The organism is Pseudoalteromonas sp. OFAV1 (assembly GCF_021532595.1).
Taxonomy (GTDB): Bacteria; Pseudomonadota; Gammaproteobacteria; order Enterobacterales; family Alteromonadaceae; genus Pseudoalteromonas; species Pseudoalteromonas lipolytica_C.
In genome coordinates, this window is sequence record NZ_JAKGBG010000012.1 from 71503 (window position 1) to 88210 (window position 16708).

15 protein-coding genes are annotated in these 16708 nt (G+C 39.2%); 6 read left to right on the top strand and 9 right to left on the bottom strand.

Translation table 11 applies throughout. The features are described from left to right. Positions 1-18 precede the first annotated feature (18 nt). Together L1267_RS09215 and L1267_RS09220 are read left to right on the top strand one after the other, a co-directional pair. Positions 19-465 carry a carboxymuconolactone decarboxylase family protein gene (locus tag L1267_RS09215; protein WP_138556619.1) on the top strand — a complete coding sequence of 149 codons (447 nt, stop codon included), beginning with the start codon at positions 19-21 and terminating at the stop codon, positions 463-465. Beyond that, a complete protein-coding gene (locus L1267_RS09220) occupies positions 458-1228 on the top strand; it encodes an AraC family transcriptional regulator (protein ID WP_235382637.1) in 771 nt (256 codons plus the stop codon). Before L1267_RS09215 ends, L1267_RS09220 begins: the two co-directional genes overlap by 8 nt. On the opposite strand, the gene L1267_RS09225 is transcribed toward L1267_RS09220, so the two are convergent. Genes L1267_RS09225 through L1267_RS09235 form a run of 3 tightly spaced genes read right to left on the bottom strand, consistent with a single transcriptional unit; the run spans position 1225 to position 2839 of the window. Then, positions 1225-1431, bottom strand: a complete 207-nt coding sequence (locus L1267_RS09225) for a helix-turn-helix domain-containing protein (RefSeq protein ID WP_054560721.1) — start codon at positions 1429-1431, stop codon at positions 1225-1227. The genes L1267_RS09220 and L1267_RS09225 overlap by 4 nt on opposite strands. Further along, on the bottom strand, positions 1431-1988 hold the full coding sequence (locus tag L1267_RS09230) for a DUF2975 domain-containing protein (RefSeq protein ID WP_062565018.1): 558 nt from the start codon (positions 1986-1988) through the stop codon (positions 1431-1433). The genes L1267_RS09225 and L1267_RS09230 overlap by 1 nt, the downstream gene beginning before the upstream one ends. After that, on the bottom strand, positions 1985-2839 hold the full coding sequence (locus L1267_RS09235) for an alpha/beta hydrolase (protein ID WP_235382638.1): 855 nt from the start codon (positions 2837-2839) through the stop codon (positions 1985-1987). The genes L1267_RS09230 and L1267_RS09235 overlap by 4 nt, the downstream gene beginning before the upstream one ends. Before the next feature lie 264 nt (positions 2840-3103). On the opposite strand from L1267_RS09235, the gene L1267_RS09240 reads away from it, so the two are divergent. Further along, complete coding sequence (locus L1267_RS09240; protein ID WP_235382639.1) at positions 3104-4252, top strand: hypothetical protein; 1149 nt, start codon at positions 3104-3106, stop codon at positions 4250-4252. 35 nt (positions 4253-4287) lie between these two features. Here the strand turns inward: L1267_RS09240 and L1267_RS09245 are convergent, their stop codons facing one another. After that, complete coding sequence (locus L1267_RS09245) at positions 4288-5892, bottom strand: sensor domain-containing diguanylate cyclase (protein ID WP_235382640.1); 1605 nt, start codon at positions 5890-5892, stop codon at positions 4288-4290. Between the two features lie 188 nt (positions 5893-6080). Between L1267_RS09245 and L1267_RS09250 the strand changes: the two genes are divergently transcribed. Together L1267_RS09250 and L1267_RS09255 are read left to right on the top strand one after the other, a co-directional pair. Next, complete coding sequence (locus tag L1267_RS09250; protein ID WP_235382641.1) at positions 6081-6620, top strand: heme NO-binding domain-containing protein; 540 nt, start codon at positions 6081-6083, stop codon at positions 6618-6620. Between the two features lies 1 nt (position 6621). After that, positions 6622-8349, top strand: a complete 1728-nt coding sequence (locus L1267_RS09255) for a response regulator (RefSeq protein ID WP_235382642.1) — start codon at positions 6622-6624, stop codon at positions 8347-8349. A 3-nt stretch (positions 8350-8352) separates the two neighbouring features. Here L1267_RS09255 and L1267_RS09260 read toward each other — a convergent pair whose 3' ends face one another. Further along, the gene (locus tag L1267_RS09260) at positions 8353-9489 is read right to left on the bottom strand and encodes a helix-turn-helix domain-containing protein (protein ID WP_235382643.1); all 1137 of its coding nucleotides are present in this window, start codon (positions 9487-9489) and stop codon (positions 8353-8355) included. Between the two features lie 227 nt (positions 9490-9716). Here L1267_RS09260 and L1267_RS09265 point away from each other — a divergent pair, with 227 nt between their 5' ends. Then, positions 9717-10526 (top strand): DUF2306 domain-containing protein, encoded by an 810-nt coding sequence (locus L1267_RS09265; protein WP_235382644.1) that lies wholly within the window; start codon positions 9717-9719, stop codon positions 10524-10526. 68 nt (positions 10527-10594) lie between these two features. Here the strand turns inward: L1267_RS09265 and L1267_RS09270 are convergent, their stop codons facing one another. The 4 genes from L1267_RS09270 to L1267_RS09285 all read right to left on the bottom strand — a co-directional run bounded on the left by L1267_RS09270 (position 10595) and on the right by L1267_RS09285 (position 16531). After that, positions 10595-11596, bottom strand: coding sequence for a family 43 glycosylhydrolase (locus L1267_RS09270; protein ID WP_235382645.1), 1002 nt, complete (start codon positions 11594-11596; stop codon positions 10595-10597). A 233-nt stretch (positions 11597-11829) separates the two neighbouring features. Next, positions 11830-13326 (bottom strand): hypothetical protein, encoded by a 1497-nt coding sequence (locus L1267_RS09275; RefSeq protein ID WP_235382646.1) that lies wholly within the window; start codon positions 13324-13326, stop codon positions 11830-11832. 268 nt (positions 13327-13594) lie between these two features. Continuing rightward, positions 13595-15370, bottom strand: a complete 1776-nt coding sequence (locus L1267_RS09280; protein WP_199526781.1) for a sodium:solute symporter family protein — start codon at positions 15368-15370, stop codon at positions 13595-13597. 18 nt (positions 15371-15388) lie between these two features. Further along, positions 15389-16531 (bottom strand): Gfo/Idh/MocA family protein, encoded by a 1143-nt coding sequence (locus L1267_RS09285; protein WP_135925770.1) that lies wholly within the window; start codon positions 16529-16531, stop codon positions 15389-15391. Positions 16532-16708: the final 177 nt, after the last annotated feature.

The window sequence follows — 16708 nt, forward strand, 5'->3', positions numbered from 1 at the left end:
AACAGCTTAGGAACCACCATGAACCGAGCCAATTATTTTGCTTTACAACCTCAATTAACAAAACATCTAATTGATCAAGAACAGTTAATTAAACAAGCAGCCGAGGCAACTTTCGGCTTAACGACTTGGGAACTAGTGAAATTAAGAGTATCGCAGCTAAATCAATGCGCGTATTGCATTGCTATGCATACCAAACAAGCCAGAGAGTACGGTGTAACTAACAACCGTATTATTGCTTTAAGTGCTTGGCAAGACATGCCAATTTACTCACAGCACGAGCGACTAGCCTTAGAATTGTGTGAAAAATTGACACAAGCACACACCATTGATGATACTTTCTACCAGACCCTAGAAAATCAATTTACAGAGCCAGGCTTGGTTGCACTCACCATCGCTATTAACGCGATTAATAGTTGGAATCGTGTAGTGAAGATATTTAAGCCTACTGTGGAGTTTAATGAATAACCATTTAACGCTAGAACTAAAAACCCCAGAGGGCAATCTTGCCGAGAGTATACAGGCTATATGGTATGCCAAAGCACACTTAGCAGGTGAACAATGGCTGGCTTGTGATGGTGCAACTGGGGTTATTTTTCCCGTTACAGGTGAAGTTTTATTGGATGATGAATCTCTTGCGCATCCCTATGCATTTCAACAAACCTCAACTCATGCTTCTAAGCTCAGCTTTTCTAAAGGTGCTCAATTTTGTGGTATTCGCTTTAATCCAACCGTATTGCCAGAGCTAAAAAGAAACGACCATCCGCTGATTGCTACGCCTTCACTGTGCGCCATAGCTGAAGGCCTGCAAGATAACGCCAGCTTAGCAGCGTTTGTTGCGCTTATTAGTCGCCACTTTACTAATAATAAAAACATTAACCAAAGTAACAAACACTCAAAACACTTAATCCGTAACCTTATTGAGTTAACACCACTTGAAACCGCTTATCAACTTGCCCCTCTCAGTCAACGCCAGCTTGAAAGGCAAGTAAAGGATCAATGCGGTGTCACCCCTAAGTATTTTGAGCGAATATACCGGGTAAAACTTGCTAAACAAGCGATTAAAGATAACCCTGAAATGAGCTTTGCAGATATTGCACTTGAGTGTGGCTTTACCGATCAGCCTCATTTAATCAAAGAATTCAAAGCAATAATGCACATTACCCCGGCAAAATACCGCAGATTACTGAAAGACTCTCAAACAAAACAAACAAAGCTCATTTTGCGTTAGTCATCCTCAAAACGCAGAATATCACCAGGCTGACAACCTAAGTGCTTACAAATTGCATCTAAGGTCGTAAAGCGCACAGCTTTAGCTCGTCCAGCTCTAAGAACTGATAAGTTTTGTGGCGTAATACCTATCGCTTCAGCTAATTCTGCAGACTTCATTTTTCGCTTAGCTAACACTACATCTAAATCAATAATAATCGCCATTAAATCACTAACTCTTGCTCTTTTTGTAGCTGCTGCGCTTGACCCATGATCCAACCAATAACATAAATAATTAATCCCATCACTAAGCCTATAATATCAGTATCTTGTATAGCCACGACCCTTCCGATATCTGATCCTGTTGCCAAGTTAAGAAGAGTTATAAGTAGTGACGGGTAGCACACAACTAGTGCAAATTGCGCCAATAATACGCCACCTAACCATTTAAAACATTGTATATTTTCAATAGCGAAGAAGGATCCACGTCGGTAAAGCAAAAATAACCGAATCAAAATTATGTTGATCAGAATAAACGGTAGCAATTGCACAAGACCAAGCCATAAAACACTATCAAAACCATGCTCATTTAATGTTTGTGCAACTCCTTGCCAAGAGCCGCTGACTTCAAGACCAATCCACATATGCGCACCATTACTTTGTGTAAAACTTAAAACATTACTGTCACTGAAAAGCACAATAATGCTTGTTACTAACAAGCTAATAAGCGTAAAAAATAGCAGGCTTAGGATAAACGAACTCATCCAAACAATTTTTTTCATGACGATTTACTCAATGTTATTTGTTTTAGAAGTTGCTCATAATGAGTCGCTAACTGCTTACCTGTTAACGCATTAGAATGGTGCTTCCCTTTTGCAATGTAAATCTGCTTTTGCTGAGATTTTGCATGTTGATATAGTGATTTAGCTAACTCAGGTGGAGTTTGGGTGTCTTTTTCACCGGTGATTATTAATAGCGGTGCTTGATAAACTTGTAACGCTTTTAAATTATCGACTTGTTTAATCTCTTCACTAAACTCAACACTAACAAACGGTTTAGCAAACCACGGAATTCGTACTGCTGTCATCTGTTCAACATTTGTCACACTCCCTTCGAGTACCAGAGCATCAACGTTACGCTGACTGGCAAGATAACCTGCAATCATACTTCCTAAAGAATGACCATGGATAACCACAGGCAAAGTATTTAGGTCTGATCTGCCTTTTACATAATCAAATACCTGTAATGCATCAGCTTGCAGATTAGCTACGCTAGGTACTCCAGAACTAAGCCCATAACCACGATGATCCATCATTAAAATATTAACTTGAAAAGGTAAAAGTAGCTTTGCCGGTTCCCCACCTGCGGCACTAACGCGAAACTGGTTACCACCGAAGTAAATTACCGTAGCACGAGCATCTGCAACTTTAATAAGGGTACCCTTAAGTCTAGTACCCTCATCGGTAGTTAAAGTTACCTCCTGCGTTTTGGCGGTGGCATTAACACTTTGTATATCCTGCATCGTTATTTTTTTATCCGGATATAAAAAGTGAGATTCCTCAACTTGAATTGTCGTACAACCAGTTAATAACAGCACAATCAGCGAAACCACTGCAATAGAACCAAATTTCATTTTCACGATCCTTCTAGTAAAAAAACTACTATGGCACTAGATAAGTTAAAAAACAAACTAAAATTATCGAAAAACGATAATTAATTATTCAATATCGAACATTAAAAGCCCTTCCTTTGAGAAATAACTTTGAGCAAAAGCGCTATCTCCTTTAATTCATTATTTTTCAAATTCTGTGTTGAGCGATTTTATTTGCGCTCGGCATTTATCCATAGGATAGTTAACGCAAGCCTACTAAACGTGCTGTAACTAAATAGGATAATCATGAAAAAAGTTTTACTTGCCACCAGCTTAATTGCCTCGTCATTTACTGCATTTGCAGCCAATTTAACCGTTGAAGAACTGCGTATTGAAAAAGCCAGCAAAGCAATGCCAAAGGTGTTGAGTGCTTTTTCTGATGAAGTGAATCAATTTGAAAAACAGTGGCAAGCTGCCGCCAGTTATCAGCAAGCAAGTGATCTTATTGATGATTACGCTAAACAATTATGGCGCGATGCCAAAGCACGTATCATTAAAACCAACAGCTTCGACGACCGAGAGCTGTATTGGGCTCGTTTACTTTCAAGCAAGATTATTCGTACCAGCAAACCCCAGTTTGCAATGACCGACAGCGAACAAACCGCGTTATTAACAATGCTCGAAAATGGCAGCCGTGGCCGCACCGACCTTGATTACAGTAAAAAAACCGACAAACGCATTTTAATTACCGGTTTTGATCCATTCTTACTTGATCGAAATATTAATCAAAGTAACCCGTCAGGTGTTGCGGCATTATTACTTGATGGCCAAGTTATTAATTACAATGGCATTAGCGCTGAGATCAATACTGTGATGGTACCAGTACGCTACGAAGATTTTGACCAAGGTATCATCGAGTCATTACTTGCGCCGTATTACGCACTTAATAATGTTGATATGATTGCCACTATCAGTATGGGCGGTAAAGACTTTGATCTTGAACGCTTTCCTGGTAAACGCCGCAGTGTAACGGCGCCAGATAACGCCAATATTGTTTATGGCGGTACAGCGACTGCACCAAAAATTTCAAGCCTGAATGATCGCCCTCTTCCGGGCAATGAGTTTGTGACTTTTAGCTTACCAGTTAAGCAAATGCAACAAGCCAAAGGGCCATTCCCAATCAACGACAATCATAAAGTTGTGACTCTAGAAAAAGCATTTGAGCCAAAATCACTTAAAGAGTTAGAAGGTGCGATTGCGGTTAAAGGTGGCGGTGGCGGCTACTTATCTAATGAGATTTCGTATCGTAGTATTCGCCTACGTGATGAGCTTAATTCAGACATCCCTACAGGGCATATTCATACCCCACGTATTCAACAATTTGAACCAGAAACAGAAGCTAAAATTGTTAAGCAAATTAAAGCCATGCTAGAGCACAGCTTAGTTGCAATTTAAAGCGTGAAGCTCAGCTATAAAGCAATAGCTGAGCTTCACCCTGCAACACAGCAGTTGCGGCTTTGCTTTTTCGCTTTATAAAGCGCGTCATCCGCTATTTTAAACAAGCTATCTGAATCAAACGCCTCATTAGCAGCCTTACTGGCAACACCTATCGATAAAGTAACATAGCTTAAGTCTGTGCGACCTTGGTGAGTAATGTGAGCTGACGCAACAGCAGTTCGTAGCGTTTCAGCCACTTTGAGTGCCTGATGCTTATCGGTATTGCTAAGCACAATTACAAATTCTTCGCCGCCATACCGGGCAACAAAATGGTTGTCTGGATTGGTATTATCTTTAAGTATATTGGCGACTTCACATAGCGCTTTATCACCTTGGTCATGTCCATAAAAATCATTGTAGAGTTTAAAATGATCAATATCGGCGACGATCATTGAGATAGGCTGCGATGCTAAATCAGCATCGCTGGCAAGCATTGTAAAATGTTTATCTAATGCACGACGATTGGCAAGCGTCGTCATTGAATCGGTGTTACTGATATGCTTTAACTTCTGGTGGCGCTCTAGTATTTCTGCACGTTGATTTTCTATCAGAGTGAATAACTCATTCATACCTCGCCCGAGCTGGTGCAATTCGTTATTACCAAAATACTCATCCCGAGCGCTAAAGTCGTTATTTCTTATTGCTGAATTTACCAATATGTATAGCTTTCTGAGTGGTCTTAAAACCTGTTGATTTATATATAAATAAAACAAAATAAACACAGAACCAGAAATCAATAAACCGGTAATTAGAGAGCTATCAAACAAGCTTCGGTCGTAAGTCCGTTCACGAGATGCGATAGATAGTACAAACAGTAAGTCCCCTGCTTGGTCATTGACTCCTAAGTAAAGCCGCCGATTGTATTGAGTAGTCTCGAGTGCACTCCTTTTTTCACCAAACACCCTAATTAGATGTTCCTTATATTTTGGTGCTTCATCAGTGCTATAAAAGCTAATATCATTTGCTAACCCTGGTGTTAGATTTTCGACAAAGTCTTCATCAATAAAGCTCCAAAGCAGTAACGTAGCCACAAATTCACCGGTGCCATCGGACTTCGTTACATTGTAAGCGACGGTCACGGCTGGCGTTTTATCTATGGTAATAAACCGGACTTTATGAATTAACTCAGATTGGCTACTAGCTATATCGCCAGATAAGATTATTAGATTGTTTTTTATCAACAAATTAGGGGTTTCTAAAATCGTTGGTGAGTAAGGCTTATAATCATTATTAAAACTGCCACCGCCGATAATATTTGCCTGTGTATCATATAAATACCAACCATTTACGTCTAAACGTTGTAATGCATCTGCAATAACATAGTCAGTATTGAACCACTGAGTATCACGTTGCTGTGCAGCTTTATACATGGTATCCCAAGCTGAGCTATCGAAGACCATTTTTGACAGCGCATCAACCTCTTGCTGGAGCTGTGACTCCACCCGCTGAATATCAATCCGATCATTTTGCCTTGTCATCGCTTCAAAGGTTGGCAATATCCAAAAGTGTCTGATGATTGTTTGCGCTAATAAAATAGCAAAGCAAGCAAAGGTAAAAGCAAGAAGTAAACGTTTTTTCAGTCTCGTTACTATAACCATAAAGCAGTACACCAACCACAAAAGAACAACTTAAGTACTACCAGTATAATCCCCTTTTGCCTGTTTGCTTGTTAGTCAGCTAATAATCTGTCAATAAAGGATAAAGTACGATGCCCCTTACTCGTATGAAATTGTAAATCTAATTTTTACATCTAAACTCTTATTATGAGGAATCGTTAGATTTACACATGAAAGGTATTATTTTTACTGAATTTATAGATATGGTTGAACATGAGTTCTCATATGAACTAGTGGATAAAATAATCACAGAAAACTCACTGTTCACTGATGGTGCTTATACGAGTGTGGGCAACTATAATAATAAAGAATTGATCATGCTAGTCACTTCACTAAGTAAACATATTGATAAGCCTGTTGATGAGCTTGTACATGCCTATGGTAAGTACCTGTTAGGTCGCTTCTTTGTATTATTCCCACATTTTTTCAAAAACGTCAGTAACACCTTTGACTTCCTTGATACTATTGACCGTCACGTTCATATCGAAGTCAAGAAGCTATACAGTGATGCAGAGCTGCCAAGCTTTTGGACACAACGTATTAGTGATACACAAATGCAAATGTTCTATCGCTCATATAACCCTTTTGCTTGTTTAGCTGAGGGGTTAATCGAAGGAGCATGCGAACATTTTAATGAAACATTGACCGTTAAAAGTGAGATTGAACCTGATTATCAATCGGCCATTTTTACCATAACAAAAGTAATCTAGCGTGGATGAGAACCTTTTTAAACGTCGATTAGAGCGAGAGCGCCGAGCTAGAATAGAGGCTGAAGCGCTTCTTGAGCAGAAGTCATTAGAGTTATATGAAGCGAATATGACTCTAAAAAAAGCAGCCGAAACACTAGAGCAAGAGGTTGCCCAGCGCACTGATGACTTAAACAAAGCCAAAATAGCCGCTGATACTGCAAATAATGCAAAATCAATGTTTCTAGCTAATATGAGCCACGAAATTCGCACTCCGATGAATGCTATATTAGGCATGGCTTACCTTGCCTTAGATACTGAGTTAACTGACAAACAATATGATTACATTGAGAAAATTCAATTATCAGCTAAGTCTTTACTAGGGATCATTAACGATATTTTAGACTTTTCAAAAGTCGAAGCGAATAAATTAGAATTAGAAAGTAATGATTTCAATATTAATGACCTTTTATCCACTTTGGCTAACTTAGCCAGTAGCTTGATTGAAAAACATAACATTGAGGTCATATTTGATATTGATGATAATATTCCCGAATACCTCATTGGCGATACGTTAAGGTTAAATCAGGTACTGTTAAACCTACTTAGTAATGCAATTAAATTTTCAAATAATAAAAATGTTAAGTTAACACTCTTATGTGTATCGCAAACTGATGAGAATATTCAAATTGAATTTAAAGTCACTGATCAAGGGATTGGTATGACTGAGGAGCAGGTCAAGACGATATTTAAGCCATTTTCTCAAGCTGATATTTCAACAACAAGAAAATTTGGAGGTACAGGCCTTGGCTTAGTGATCAGTAAAAAAATAGTTGAATTAATGGGTGGCAATATTCACGTTGATAGCCAGCTAAATGCTGGCAGCTGCTTTAGCTTCACCGCATCTTTTGGTAAGTCGGCTGTAAAAAGTAACTATAATACAAACGATTACAAAAACAAAAGTGCGCTAATAATTGAACAAGACCATGTAAAAGAAAGGCACCTTTTTAAATTACTCGAAAAGTTGGGCATAAAAGTTGATAGTATTTCTTATCATGATGACAAACTATTAAACATAGATCCCTGCCAAGACTATGACTTTATTTTCCTTGATTGGCATATTTTTAATGATGAACACAGCTCCCTTCTCAATAACCTAAAAAAACAACTTACTATCAATATTAAGAAAATAATTATTCTTGCCTCATTTGAAAATCAAAAAGTAAAAAGTAGCTTAACTAAGCTTGATAAAAATATTGATGAAATTTTATTAAAACCAATTATCAAAGCTAACTTATGTAAATCACTGGATCACGTCTTAGGTATCGAGAAAAAGAAAACAAACAAAATTGATACCAGCTGTTTTAAAAAACTCGCTGGTTCAAGAATTTTATTAGTTGAAGACAATCCGCTTAACCAACAAATTGCATCACAAATACTGCGCTCAAATGGCTTTATTGTTGATATTGCCGAAGATGGTATTGCGGCCATTGAAGCTGTCGAAAAAGACACATTCGATTGTATTTTGATGGACTGCCAAATGCCAAGAATGGATGGTTATACCGCAGCGAATAAAATTAAAGAGCAGTCAAAGTTTGCCCATATCCCTATTATTGCCATGACCGCCAACACCATGGAAGCCGACCTCACCAAAGCCAAAGAGTCAGGGATGCAAGGTTATATAGCCAAGCCTATAGAAGTACAAACTATGTTTGAGGTCATTGCAGAGCATTTAACTCAAAAACCACTGTGAACGCTAATCAGTAAGCTCCACGATTTGTTGTTCAACTAATGAGTTGTTCTGCTTACGAAACTCATTAGGGTTTACCCCAACAATGCTTTTAAAAACACGGTTAAAGGTAGCAAGCGAAGAAAAACCACTTTCCAATGCAATACTAAGAATACTCCAATGACTTGCTTCATCCTTTAGTAATAGCGTTTGTGCGTACTGAACTCGGTACTGATTTATAAATAAATTAAAATTAGTGGCTTTAAAATGATGGCGAATAGCGCGGCTAATCTTGTACTCAGGTACTGCTAATACTTGTGCAAAATCAGAGATTTTTAAATTACTTTGTAAGTAAAGCTGCTTGTTGATCAGTGCTTCTATACCCGTGATAATCTCAGGCTCTACCTCTTTATTTTCAGACAACTCAGTTTGTTTGTGGGCTGTGCTTGCATCTTCAGAGTTCACTACTTCAGTATCAACAGATTCAGGCACGCTACTATGAGCACGTTTTTGCAAAAACATCACTAACTGCATCGCAAGTACAATCAATAACGCAGATGAGGTAATTATAAGCGGCTCAAAGCGTTGAAATTCGCTTTCACTAAATAAAAACTTAGGCAAAATGCTGGCATTAAATACCGCTAAAAAGTAGCAACTAGCAAAAATTTTTGCCTGCAACTTATGTGTGTCGGTTTTATCTTTGTAACCTCGTAATGCTTCCCAAAAAGACAGCACCAGAATACTGGAAGATAGCAGCACTGTTATTTCGGCCATACCTTGCTTTAACCGCCACATAAATTGGCTATCAGGGAAAACCTGCACATCAATACTTACTAAATAATGCCAAGTTTGGTTGAACATAATTAACCCCGCAATCGCGCCTGCCACTGCAATATGTACGGTAGAAATAGGTTTGTGCTCACGAAATAAAGTACGTGAAATCAGCCAAGACATATTACAGGTAGCACAGGTAAATAAGCCAATTAAATAGCTGTAAACACCTATACTTGGTGCACTGATTTTTTGCACACCAACCATGCAAAGCGAGCCACAAAATACAGCAAACAGATAATGAATGAGCTGCTTATCCTTTTTCATGCCATTTAGCAGCATTAGCCCCATACAGACAAAAACGAGCACGTAATAAGGGGAAGTATTTTGCATAACTCGGCATACCTTAAATTGGGTGTTTGATGAATTATTTACCAATCAGACAAGTTTACTGTCTCAAAATCAACATAGCAAAAAGAGTTTGTTAGTGAATGTGTCAATCCCTGTTTTAGTAGTCATAAATAAATACAGTTTTTCATTGCTCAAATTTCGAATTTGAGAAGAAATCTTGCTCTAGCCCTTTATATTTGCGGTATTAGAAAAATGTAATGGAATTGGTTATGTCTAACAGAAATAGCAAAGTCACGCCTTTGAAGGCGCTCGAATACAGTAAAAAACTTTGGTTTACTAGCCTGCTAATGGCACAAATTTGCTTTGTGGTTTACCTCATTCTTGGTTATGGAATGACAGGATTAACAACAGGCCTATCAGGTTGGAACCGACTAAATAACACCGCCTATGTTGCCAATGATGCTACCGGGAATTTAATGTATGCAGTGCATGTATTATTTGCAGTCGTGATGATCCTTGGTGGAAGCTTACAGCTCATTGAAAAATTGCGAGCAAAATACAGAACATTTCATCGTTATAATGGCCGTGTCTTTGTTGTTTTAGCTTGCTGTATTTCATTTGCGGGCATGTACTTAATGATAGTAAGGGGCACCGTTGGTAATACCTTGATGCATGCACTGACGATGTTTGGCGGCTTTGTGGTTATTGTATCAAGTATATTCGCGGTTAAAACTGCGCGGGCTCGTGACTTCAACGCGCATAAAACTTGGGCGATACGCTTATACCTTGCAGCTAATGGTGTGTTGTTTTTTAGATTAATGATATTTGCATGGTTTTTAGTATTTGGCACCTTAGGCGTTGATACCGCGACCTTCACAGGGCCAGCAGTGATTGCCGTAAGCCTTTGCTCTTATTTAGTTCCTCTTTTAATCGCTGAGCTTGTCCGCTATGCAGAGCAAACTCCCCATACATCTATCACTCTCGCTACTGCATCTTTGATGGCGTTAATATCTGTCGTATTTTTAATCGGCTTATTTGGGGTGACGCTGGCAAACTGGTACCCTGCCATCACCGCTTAACCAAGCTTTAAAGCTAAAAAAGCCACCTATATAGGTGGCTTAATACTTTTAATCTGCATTACAGTAAATTAATACAATTCAAATAACGGGCGGCCGTTTTCGTCGAACTTAACTTCCAGAACACGAGCGTGGCGGTTTGGATCGTAAAGCGGATCTTTTACAATCTCTTCAAGTGGACGCGTATCTGTTTTTGGCACCACACTTGGCTCACCTACTGCGTGCTCATAGTCACGGGCATGGTAAACACACAGTGGTGTTTCTCCATCTTCAGCAACAGTAAAACAGTTATGACCAGGGCCGAAAATTTTCTTTTCAACACTTGTTTCAAGCACTGGCATACGTGTTTTAGTCCAAGAATTACGATCAAGCAAGTCACTGTTTTCGTCAGCTTCCATATAGCCCATGCAGTAACATGCACCAGTTGCGCTTGCAGAAAAAGCAATGAAGATTTTCCCGTTATTTTTAAGCACTGCTGGGCCTTCGTTTACCCAAAAGTCGACACGTTCCCAATCATAATCAGGGGTTGTTAGCATAAACTGTGCGGTTTTTAGCTTAATTGGCGATTCCATTTCAGCTAAATAAAGATTTGATGCCGCAAATTGGCCACCAGTTTTCTCTGCCCAGCAAAAGTAACGCTTACCGTTATTTTCAAAAATGGTGGCATCTAAAGAAAAATCAGTGAACGACTTTTCATCGCCGTCAGCTGCTTGCATCATGCCAAGCTCAACCCATTCGTCATTTAATGGATCTTGACCCTTACACTCAAGTACATACGGGCGTAGTGCCCAGATATCTTGTTCTTCGCTGGCTGCAAAATAGATATACCACTTACCATCGAGGTAATGAATTTCAGGTGCCCAAATATGTCGGCTCATTGGGCCGCTGTCGTGTTTAAACCAAATATCAAAGGTCTCAGCGTCTTTTAAGCCCTCTAAAGTCGCAGACTTACGAAGTTCAATGCGATCATAGGTGGGTACAGAACCGGTAAAATAATAAAAGCCGTCGCTGTGCTTATGCACAAACGGGTCGGCACGTTGCTCTACTAGCGGGCTATTAGTGTGTAATGTCATATTGAAACCTGATCATTGATTTTTATTTGTATTATTTTATTACTTTTGTAAGAACCACAAATATAGCATTATTTTTAGCAAACGGTAAAAGGAAATGTAAGGTGCAGCAGATTTTTAGAGGTAAACTCAATATAGACAAGAAAAAGCAAGCTTAAAAACGCACAATTTAGACGACTCTAAGCTTGCTCTAGAATAAAAAGGGGGACATCACTCCACCCTTGATTTAGGTATCGCTATTGCGATTTGGCTTTATATTCTTCAGGTTTTTTCGATAACACAACATCAACGGGCATAACATCACCCGAAACTTTCTTAACGGTTAAAGTATGTGGCCCCGCTGCCAAGTCATGCTTTTCAAAAACAATGCTTTGTACTTGTCGATAATTGTTACCGTCAAAAATTGAATACGTCCCTTGTGATTGACCATCCAAGATCACTTCTACGTCACCTTGGTTTGCAGCTTTTGAAGTAGCAAAGACAATACTCGAGCCAGTAAACTGGTAACTAAAATAAGCTCCATTTACTTCGGTTATGTGCATATCTTGCTTATACTCTCCAGTATTCGTTTGGCTTACAGATTGCCAGTTCCCATTCTCACTGTATTGGATACGTGGATCATCATCGTTGACTAATTCAAGGCCTGAGTAAGTTGTATCTTGCGTTGTACCCACTGTATTACCGACTGTTTGGATCTGCACCAAGCGGTCGACTAACCAAGTGCCATTTGGATTAATCGCAACATCTAAAGTGGTAACGCCCCCGACTTGCGAAATAGCTTTCACCCGCTCGGCGACTTCTTCATTGCTGTATTTTAGGCTTCGTTTTACTTGACCCCAACCACCAAAAAGTGGGTCTTCCAGTGATGTATATGTAAAGCCATGCCACTGCACTTTAGTGCCAAGTGCTGTTGTCACTTCGCCTGATTCAGGAATGGGCGGAAGCTCATTATGCTCACCTTGGGTGTAGTTACTTTGTGGGTCATTTGGAATGAAGCTATAGTCAAATCCATCACTAATAGTGATAACAGCATTAGGATTACCACTTCGCACTGACTCAGCTAACTTATCAGCAACTGGGTAAGCATTGTTTGCAGCTAATTCTTGCTCTGACTCATCAGCTTGGTACCAACCATCAAACCACCAACCAGCAATATTATCGCCCCATTTTTTTGCTCGCTCACTAATAAACCCTTTTAAAAACCAATCTGGATAAGGCGCTTTCACTTTTGTGCCCGTCCATCTATCTCCTAAATGAGAAGGTAGATATGCAATTAGCTTGATGCCTTTTGCTTTAAGTGCAAGCGCCAAATCCAAAACAAGGTCTCGTGATGGGGTGTAATCAGCTTGATTCGAGTTAAGTTGAGTTTTACAACCTGGAGCAACCTCAACCTTTGGACAAGCAGGTGAATGTAAATCGTATATCTCACTGGTTGTAGACAAATAACCGCGATTCTGGGTCAAGGTAAAAATCACATACCTGTAACCTAGTTTTTCTGCCTTTTGTGCATAAGCGTCAACATCAAATCCATTTACATAGTTATTCCATTCATCATAATCGGTAATTTGATACCAAGCGTTATCTAGCGTCCCACCTGCCAGATAATGATGGCTAATGCCCCACTTGGCATCTTGCATCCACCTAACCTCTTTAGGTAACTCTGATGAGCAAGCGCTCAATGAAGCAAAAGCTAGAGCAATGCTTGGAACGACTTTGAGGAGTTTATTATTCATTATTTCTAAACCACTGATGATTAAAGGCTATAATATGAGTCTACACAACCGCTTTTAATTAACAAATAAATTACAAAGTTACACATCACTATTCTCTCTATGTTTTATCTGTAAGACATTAAAAATAATTACGTTTCAGATATAAAATGGCTATAAATAAACAGTATGCTGAAGTGTTTAAAATCTATTTTTTAAACAAAAAAAAGCCATGCAAATGCTCTTTACAAGAGCACTGCATGGCTTGCGACACAACTAAAAAACTCTTTTGTTATACTTCTTGCCTTAATGAAGCTATTACTTTTGGCATCTTAATTTTTACCACCCAACCAGATGCAATTATGAATATTAAGTAATAACCAAAGGTAGACCAATCTTCAAACAGGGCGTTACCTATGCCAAGCAGTAGGGAATAAATAAAGATAATACTCGCGACACAGGCAATAGCATTATCTTTAATTCCAGCTGCTATTGGCTCTATACCTGTGATGTCTCTAACTTTTTTCCATCCTCTACCGTGAATCTTAAGGCGGCTATAAAATTCAATTGTTTTCGGGCTGGGTGTTTTGCTCGTTGTAAGCAATGTCACAATTAAGCTAATAACCAAAGTTGCGCATGTGGTTATCAGCATACGAACAGCAAACCATTTAGCATCGCCTTCATCAGGTAAAATATACATCATTGCATTACCTACAATTACTGCAGATAAAAGTGCACTTATTTCTGACCAAACGTTAATGCGCCACCAATACCAACGAGCTATTAATACAACTGAAATCGGAATAATGATAACGGTAATATACTCATAGGCTCCCAAAATACTCTCCAGCTGAGTCGTGACTATTAGAGCAAACAGAGTTAGTGCTAGCATGCTGATGCGTGCAACTTTAATATAATGCGCTTTTTCACGTCCTTTCACTAAATAAGGCTCGTAAACATCGTTGACCAAGTATGACGACCCCCAGTTTAGCTGCGTATCTAAAGTACTCATGAAGGCAGCAAGTAACGACGCCACCATAATGCCTTTTAAACCTACAGGTAAAAACTCATCAATCATCATAGGATAAGATTGTTCGGCATCGGCGATCGCTGGGAAATACACTAATGACGCCACACCCACAATGATCCACGGCCAACTTCTCAATACTAAGTGACAAAACGCAAACCAGTACAAGCTCAGCATGGCATCTTTTTCGCTTCGCGCAGCTAATGTTCGCTGAAGGAAAAAGCCAAACCCTGGGGCATAGTTTAACCAGCCTATGCAAACCAAAATTAAGAAAGTGGCTGTTTTTAGATCCCACTCAAAATCAGGGATCATTTTTAACGTATCACTATTAAAGCCAGGTGACGCTTCAACTGCAGCTACGATACCTCCATGATCTTGCAAATCAACATAAACGATAACAGCTAAAACCATCGAACCAATGATAGCGAGCGCAAATTGAATTAGGTCGGTGTACACAACACCATATAAACCCGACATAGCGGTATAAACAACAGCAGCAACCGCTAATACTATAAGAATTAATGTCGTCGCAGTAATGTCGCCAAATAAAGGAATTGCAAATAAGGGCTCTGGTGAGAGCCCTAAAATTACCACTATAATTTTTGACATTGCTAACGTAACCGAAGCAATAATGATGCAGTTTACAAATACACCATCAAATATCGCTTTGAATATACGCAAAAAATCTGTGGCTAAGCTCTTATCATAACGCTGTGAGATTAATTCAATCTCTGTCAGTGCTTTAGAGCGACGCCATAAATTAGCAAAGAAAAATACAGAGATAATTACCCCGATTACGCTAACCCACCAGATCCAGTTTGCATAGATGCCCTGCTCACGCACGGCCCCTGCCACAAACAAGGGGGTGTCTGACGAAAACGTCGTTGCCACCATGGATGTGCCAGCGATGTACCAAGGTAATGATCGACCTGCAACAAAAAAATCAGCCGTACTTTCACTGGCCTTTTTTGTAAAGAGCATCCCTATAACAACGGCTGCTACTACATAAAACGCAACTATTAACCAATCAATTAAGACCATGTGAATCTCCCAATGCTTTTAATTTTTATTTAGGTAGCTATCAAATTTTTTCCATGTTTCAGTCATGTCTATAATTGTGCCGGTTTGGCGAGCTTCATCTAGCTTGATAGCCGTTAAGCCAGCCTGTAAAGCATCAACAATTGAAACTGGTAACGGTGTTCCATTTTCAAAGTAAGCAATCCAATCGGCAGCCATTTCCTCTTCAGCACCGTAGTGCATAGAAACTGAATCATCATGTATGTATGACTTATCGATAAGAGCGCCTGAGGTAATACAGTCATGTACTTTAAAGTAATTTCGTACAAAATCCCCTTCAGCCATACCAATCGTGCCAAACACACTGAAGTGACGATAATCATTCGGTACGTTCAAATTTGTATGAAAACTTAAATTTATGCCGTTTTCATACTCAATCAGCGCTGTTTGGTGATCCACCAACTCCGAGTCGTTATCAAACACTTCATCAATACCATTCCAACGTGACTTACGTTGATGATAAACAGGGTGTTTACCAAGGTGTTTGTTTTCTGGCGTAAATGTTTTACGACCACCAAAACTAACAAGTTTTTTTGGACGGCTCTTCACAAGACCTTGGTAAAGATCAAGATCATGACAACATTTCTCAAGTAAGAAGCCCCCAGACAAACCATGGTGTCTACGCCAATCACGCATAAAAAATGCACCATGTTCTGGTGGAATATGCTCAGATGCTTCAATACTTGTAATGTCACCCAATAGCTTTGAAGAAACTGCTGCAATTAAATCTTTGTATAAAGGAGCATAGCGTAAAACCATGCCTACCAGAATTTTATCGAACGCATTATGCTTAGCGATAAGTTCAAGTACGTCATAGGTTTGCTGCTCTGACATGACAATTGGCTTTTCTGCAAAAATCAGTAAACCTGCTTCAATTCCTAATCTAAGGTGCTCTAAATGCATATGATTGGGTGATCCAATCATCAACATATCTAGCTGCTCATTAGCTAACATATCCGCAAGATCATCATAAGATCGCATTGAAATACCATGGGACTCCATGTACTCAACTTTTACAGATTCCGGATCAGCAAAAGCGACCAAATTAAAGTTTGGGATTAGCTCATGCATAACTTTGGCGACATAACTCAAACGGTCACCTAAACCACAAATACCTACTTTCACAATTTTATTCCTAGCAACTGATGCACTGTTACTTACGTTAGTAACGGACGACTTACTAGGTCAATCACTTGTGACTTTGACATGAATGAGATTTTTTTAATGAAACTAAACGCAAGCAGGGTTTCAAATACAAAACATTCACATTTAAAACATGAAATTTACAAAGCAGACTGTTAA

Coding starts and splice junctions, on each gene's coding strand:
- L1267_RS09215 (WP_138556619.1), top strand. CDS start 19: ATGAACCGAGCCAATTATTTTGCTTTACAACCTCAATTAACAAAACAT.
- L1267_RS09220 (WP_235382637.1), top strand. CDS start 458: ATGAATAACCATTTAACGCTAGAACTAAAAACCCCAGAGGGCAATCTT.
- L1267_RS09225 (WP_054560721.1), bottom strand. CDS start 1,431: ATGGCGATTATTATTGATTTAGATGTAGTGTTAGCTAAGCGAAAAATG.
- L1267_RS09230 (WP_062565018.1), bottom strand. CDS start 1,988: ATGAAAAAAATTGTTTGGATGAGTTCGTTTATCCTAAGCCTGCTATTT.
- L1267_RS09235 (WP_235382638.1), bottom strand. CDS start 2,839: ATGAAATTTGGTTCTATTGCAGTGGTTTCGCTGATTGTGCTGTTATTA.
- L1267_RS09240 (WP_235382639.1), top strand. CDS start 3,104: ATGAAAAAAGTTTTACTTGCCACCAGCTTAATTGCCTCGTCATTTACT.
- L1267_RS09245 (WP_235382640.1), bottom strand. CDS start 5,892: ATGGTTATAGTAACGAGACTGAAAAAACGTTTACTTCTTGCTTTTACC.
- L1267_RS09250 (WP_235382641.1), top strand. CDS start 6,081: ATGAAAGGTATTATTTTTACTGAATTTATAGATATGGTTGAACATGAG.
- L1267_RS09260 (WP_235382643.1), bottom strand. CDS start 9,489: ATGCAAAATACTTCCCCTTATTACGTGCTCGTTTTTGTCTGTATGGGG.
- L1267_RS09265 (WP_235382644.1), top strand. CDS start 9,717: ATGTCTAACAGAAATAGCAAAGTCACGCCTTTGAAGGCGCTCGAATAC.
- L1267_RS09270 (WP_235382645.1), bottom strand. CDS start 11,596: ATGACATTACACACTAATAGCCCGCTAGTAGAGCAACGTGCCGACCCG.
- L1267_RS09275 (WP_235382646.1), bottom strand. CDS start 13,326: ATGAATAATAAACTCCTCAAAGTCGTTCCAAGCATTGCTCTAGCTTTT.
- L1267_RS09280 (WP_199526781.1), bottom strand. CDS start 15,370: ATGGTCTTAATTGATTGGTTAATAGTTGCGTTTTATGTAGTAGCAGCC.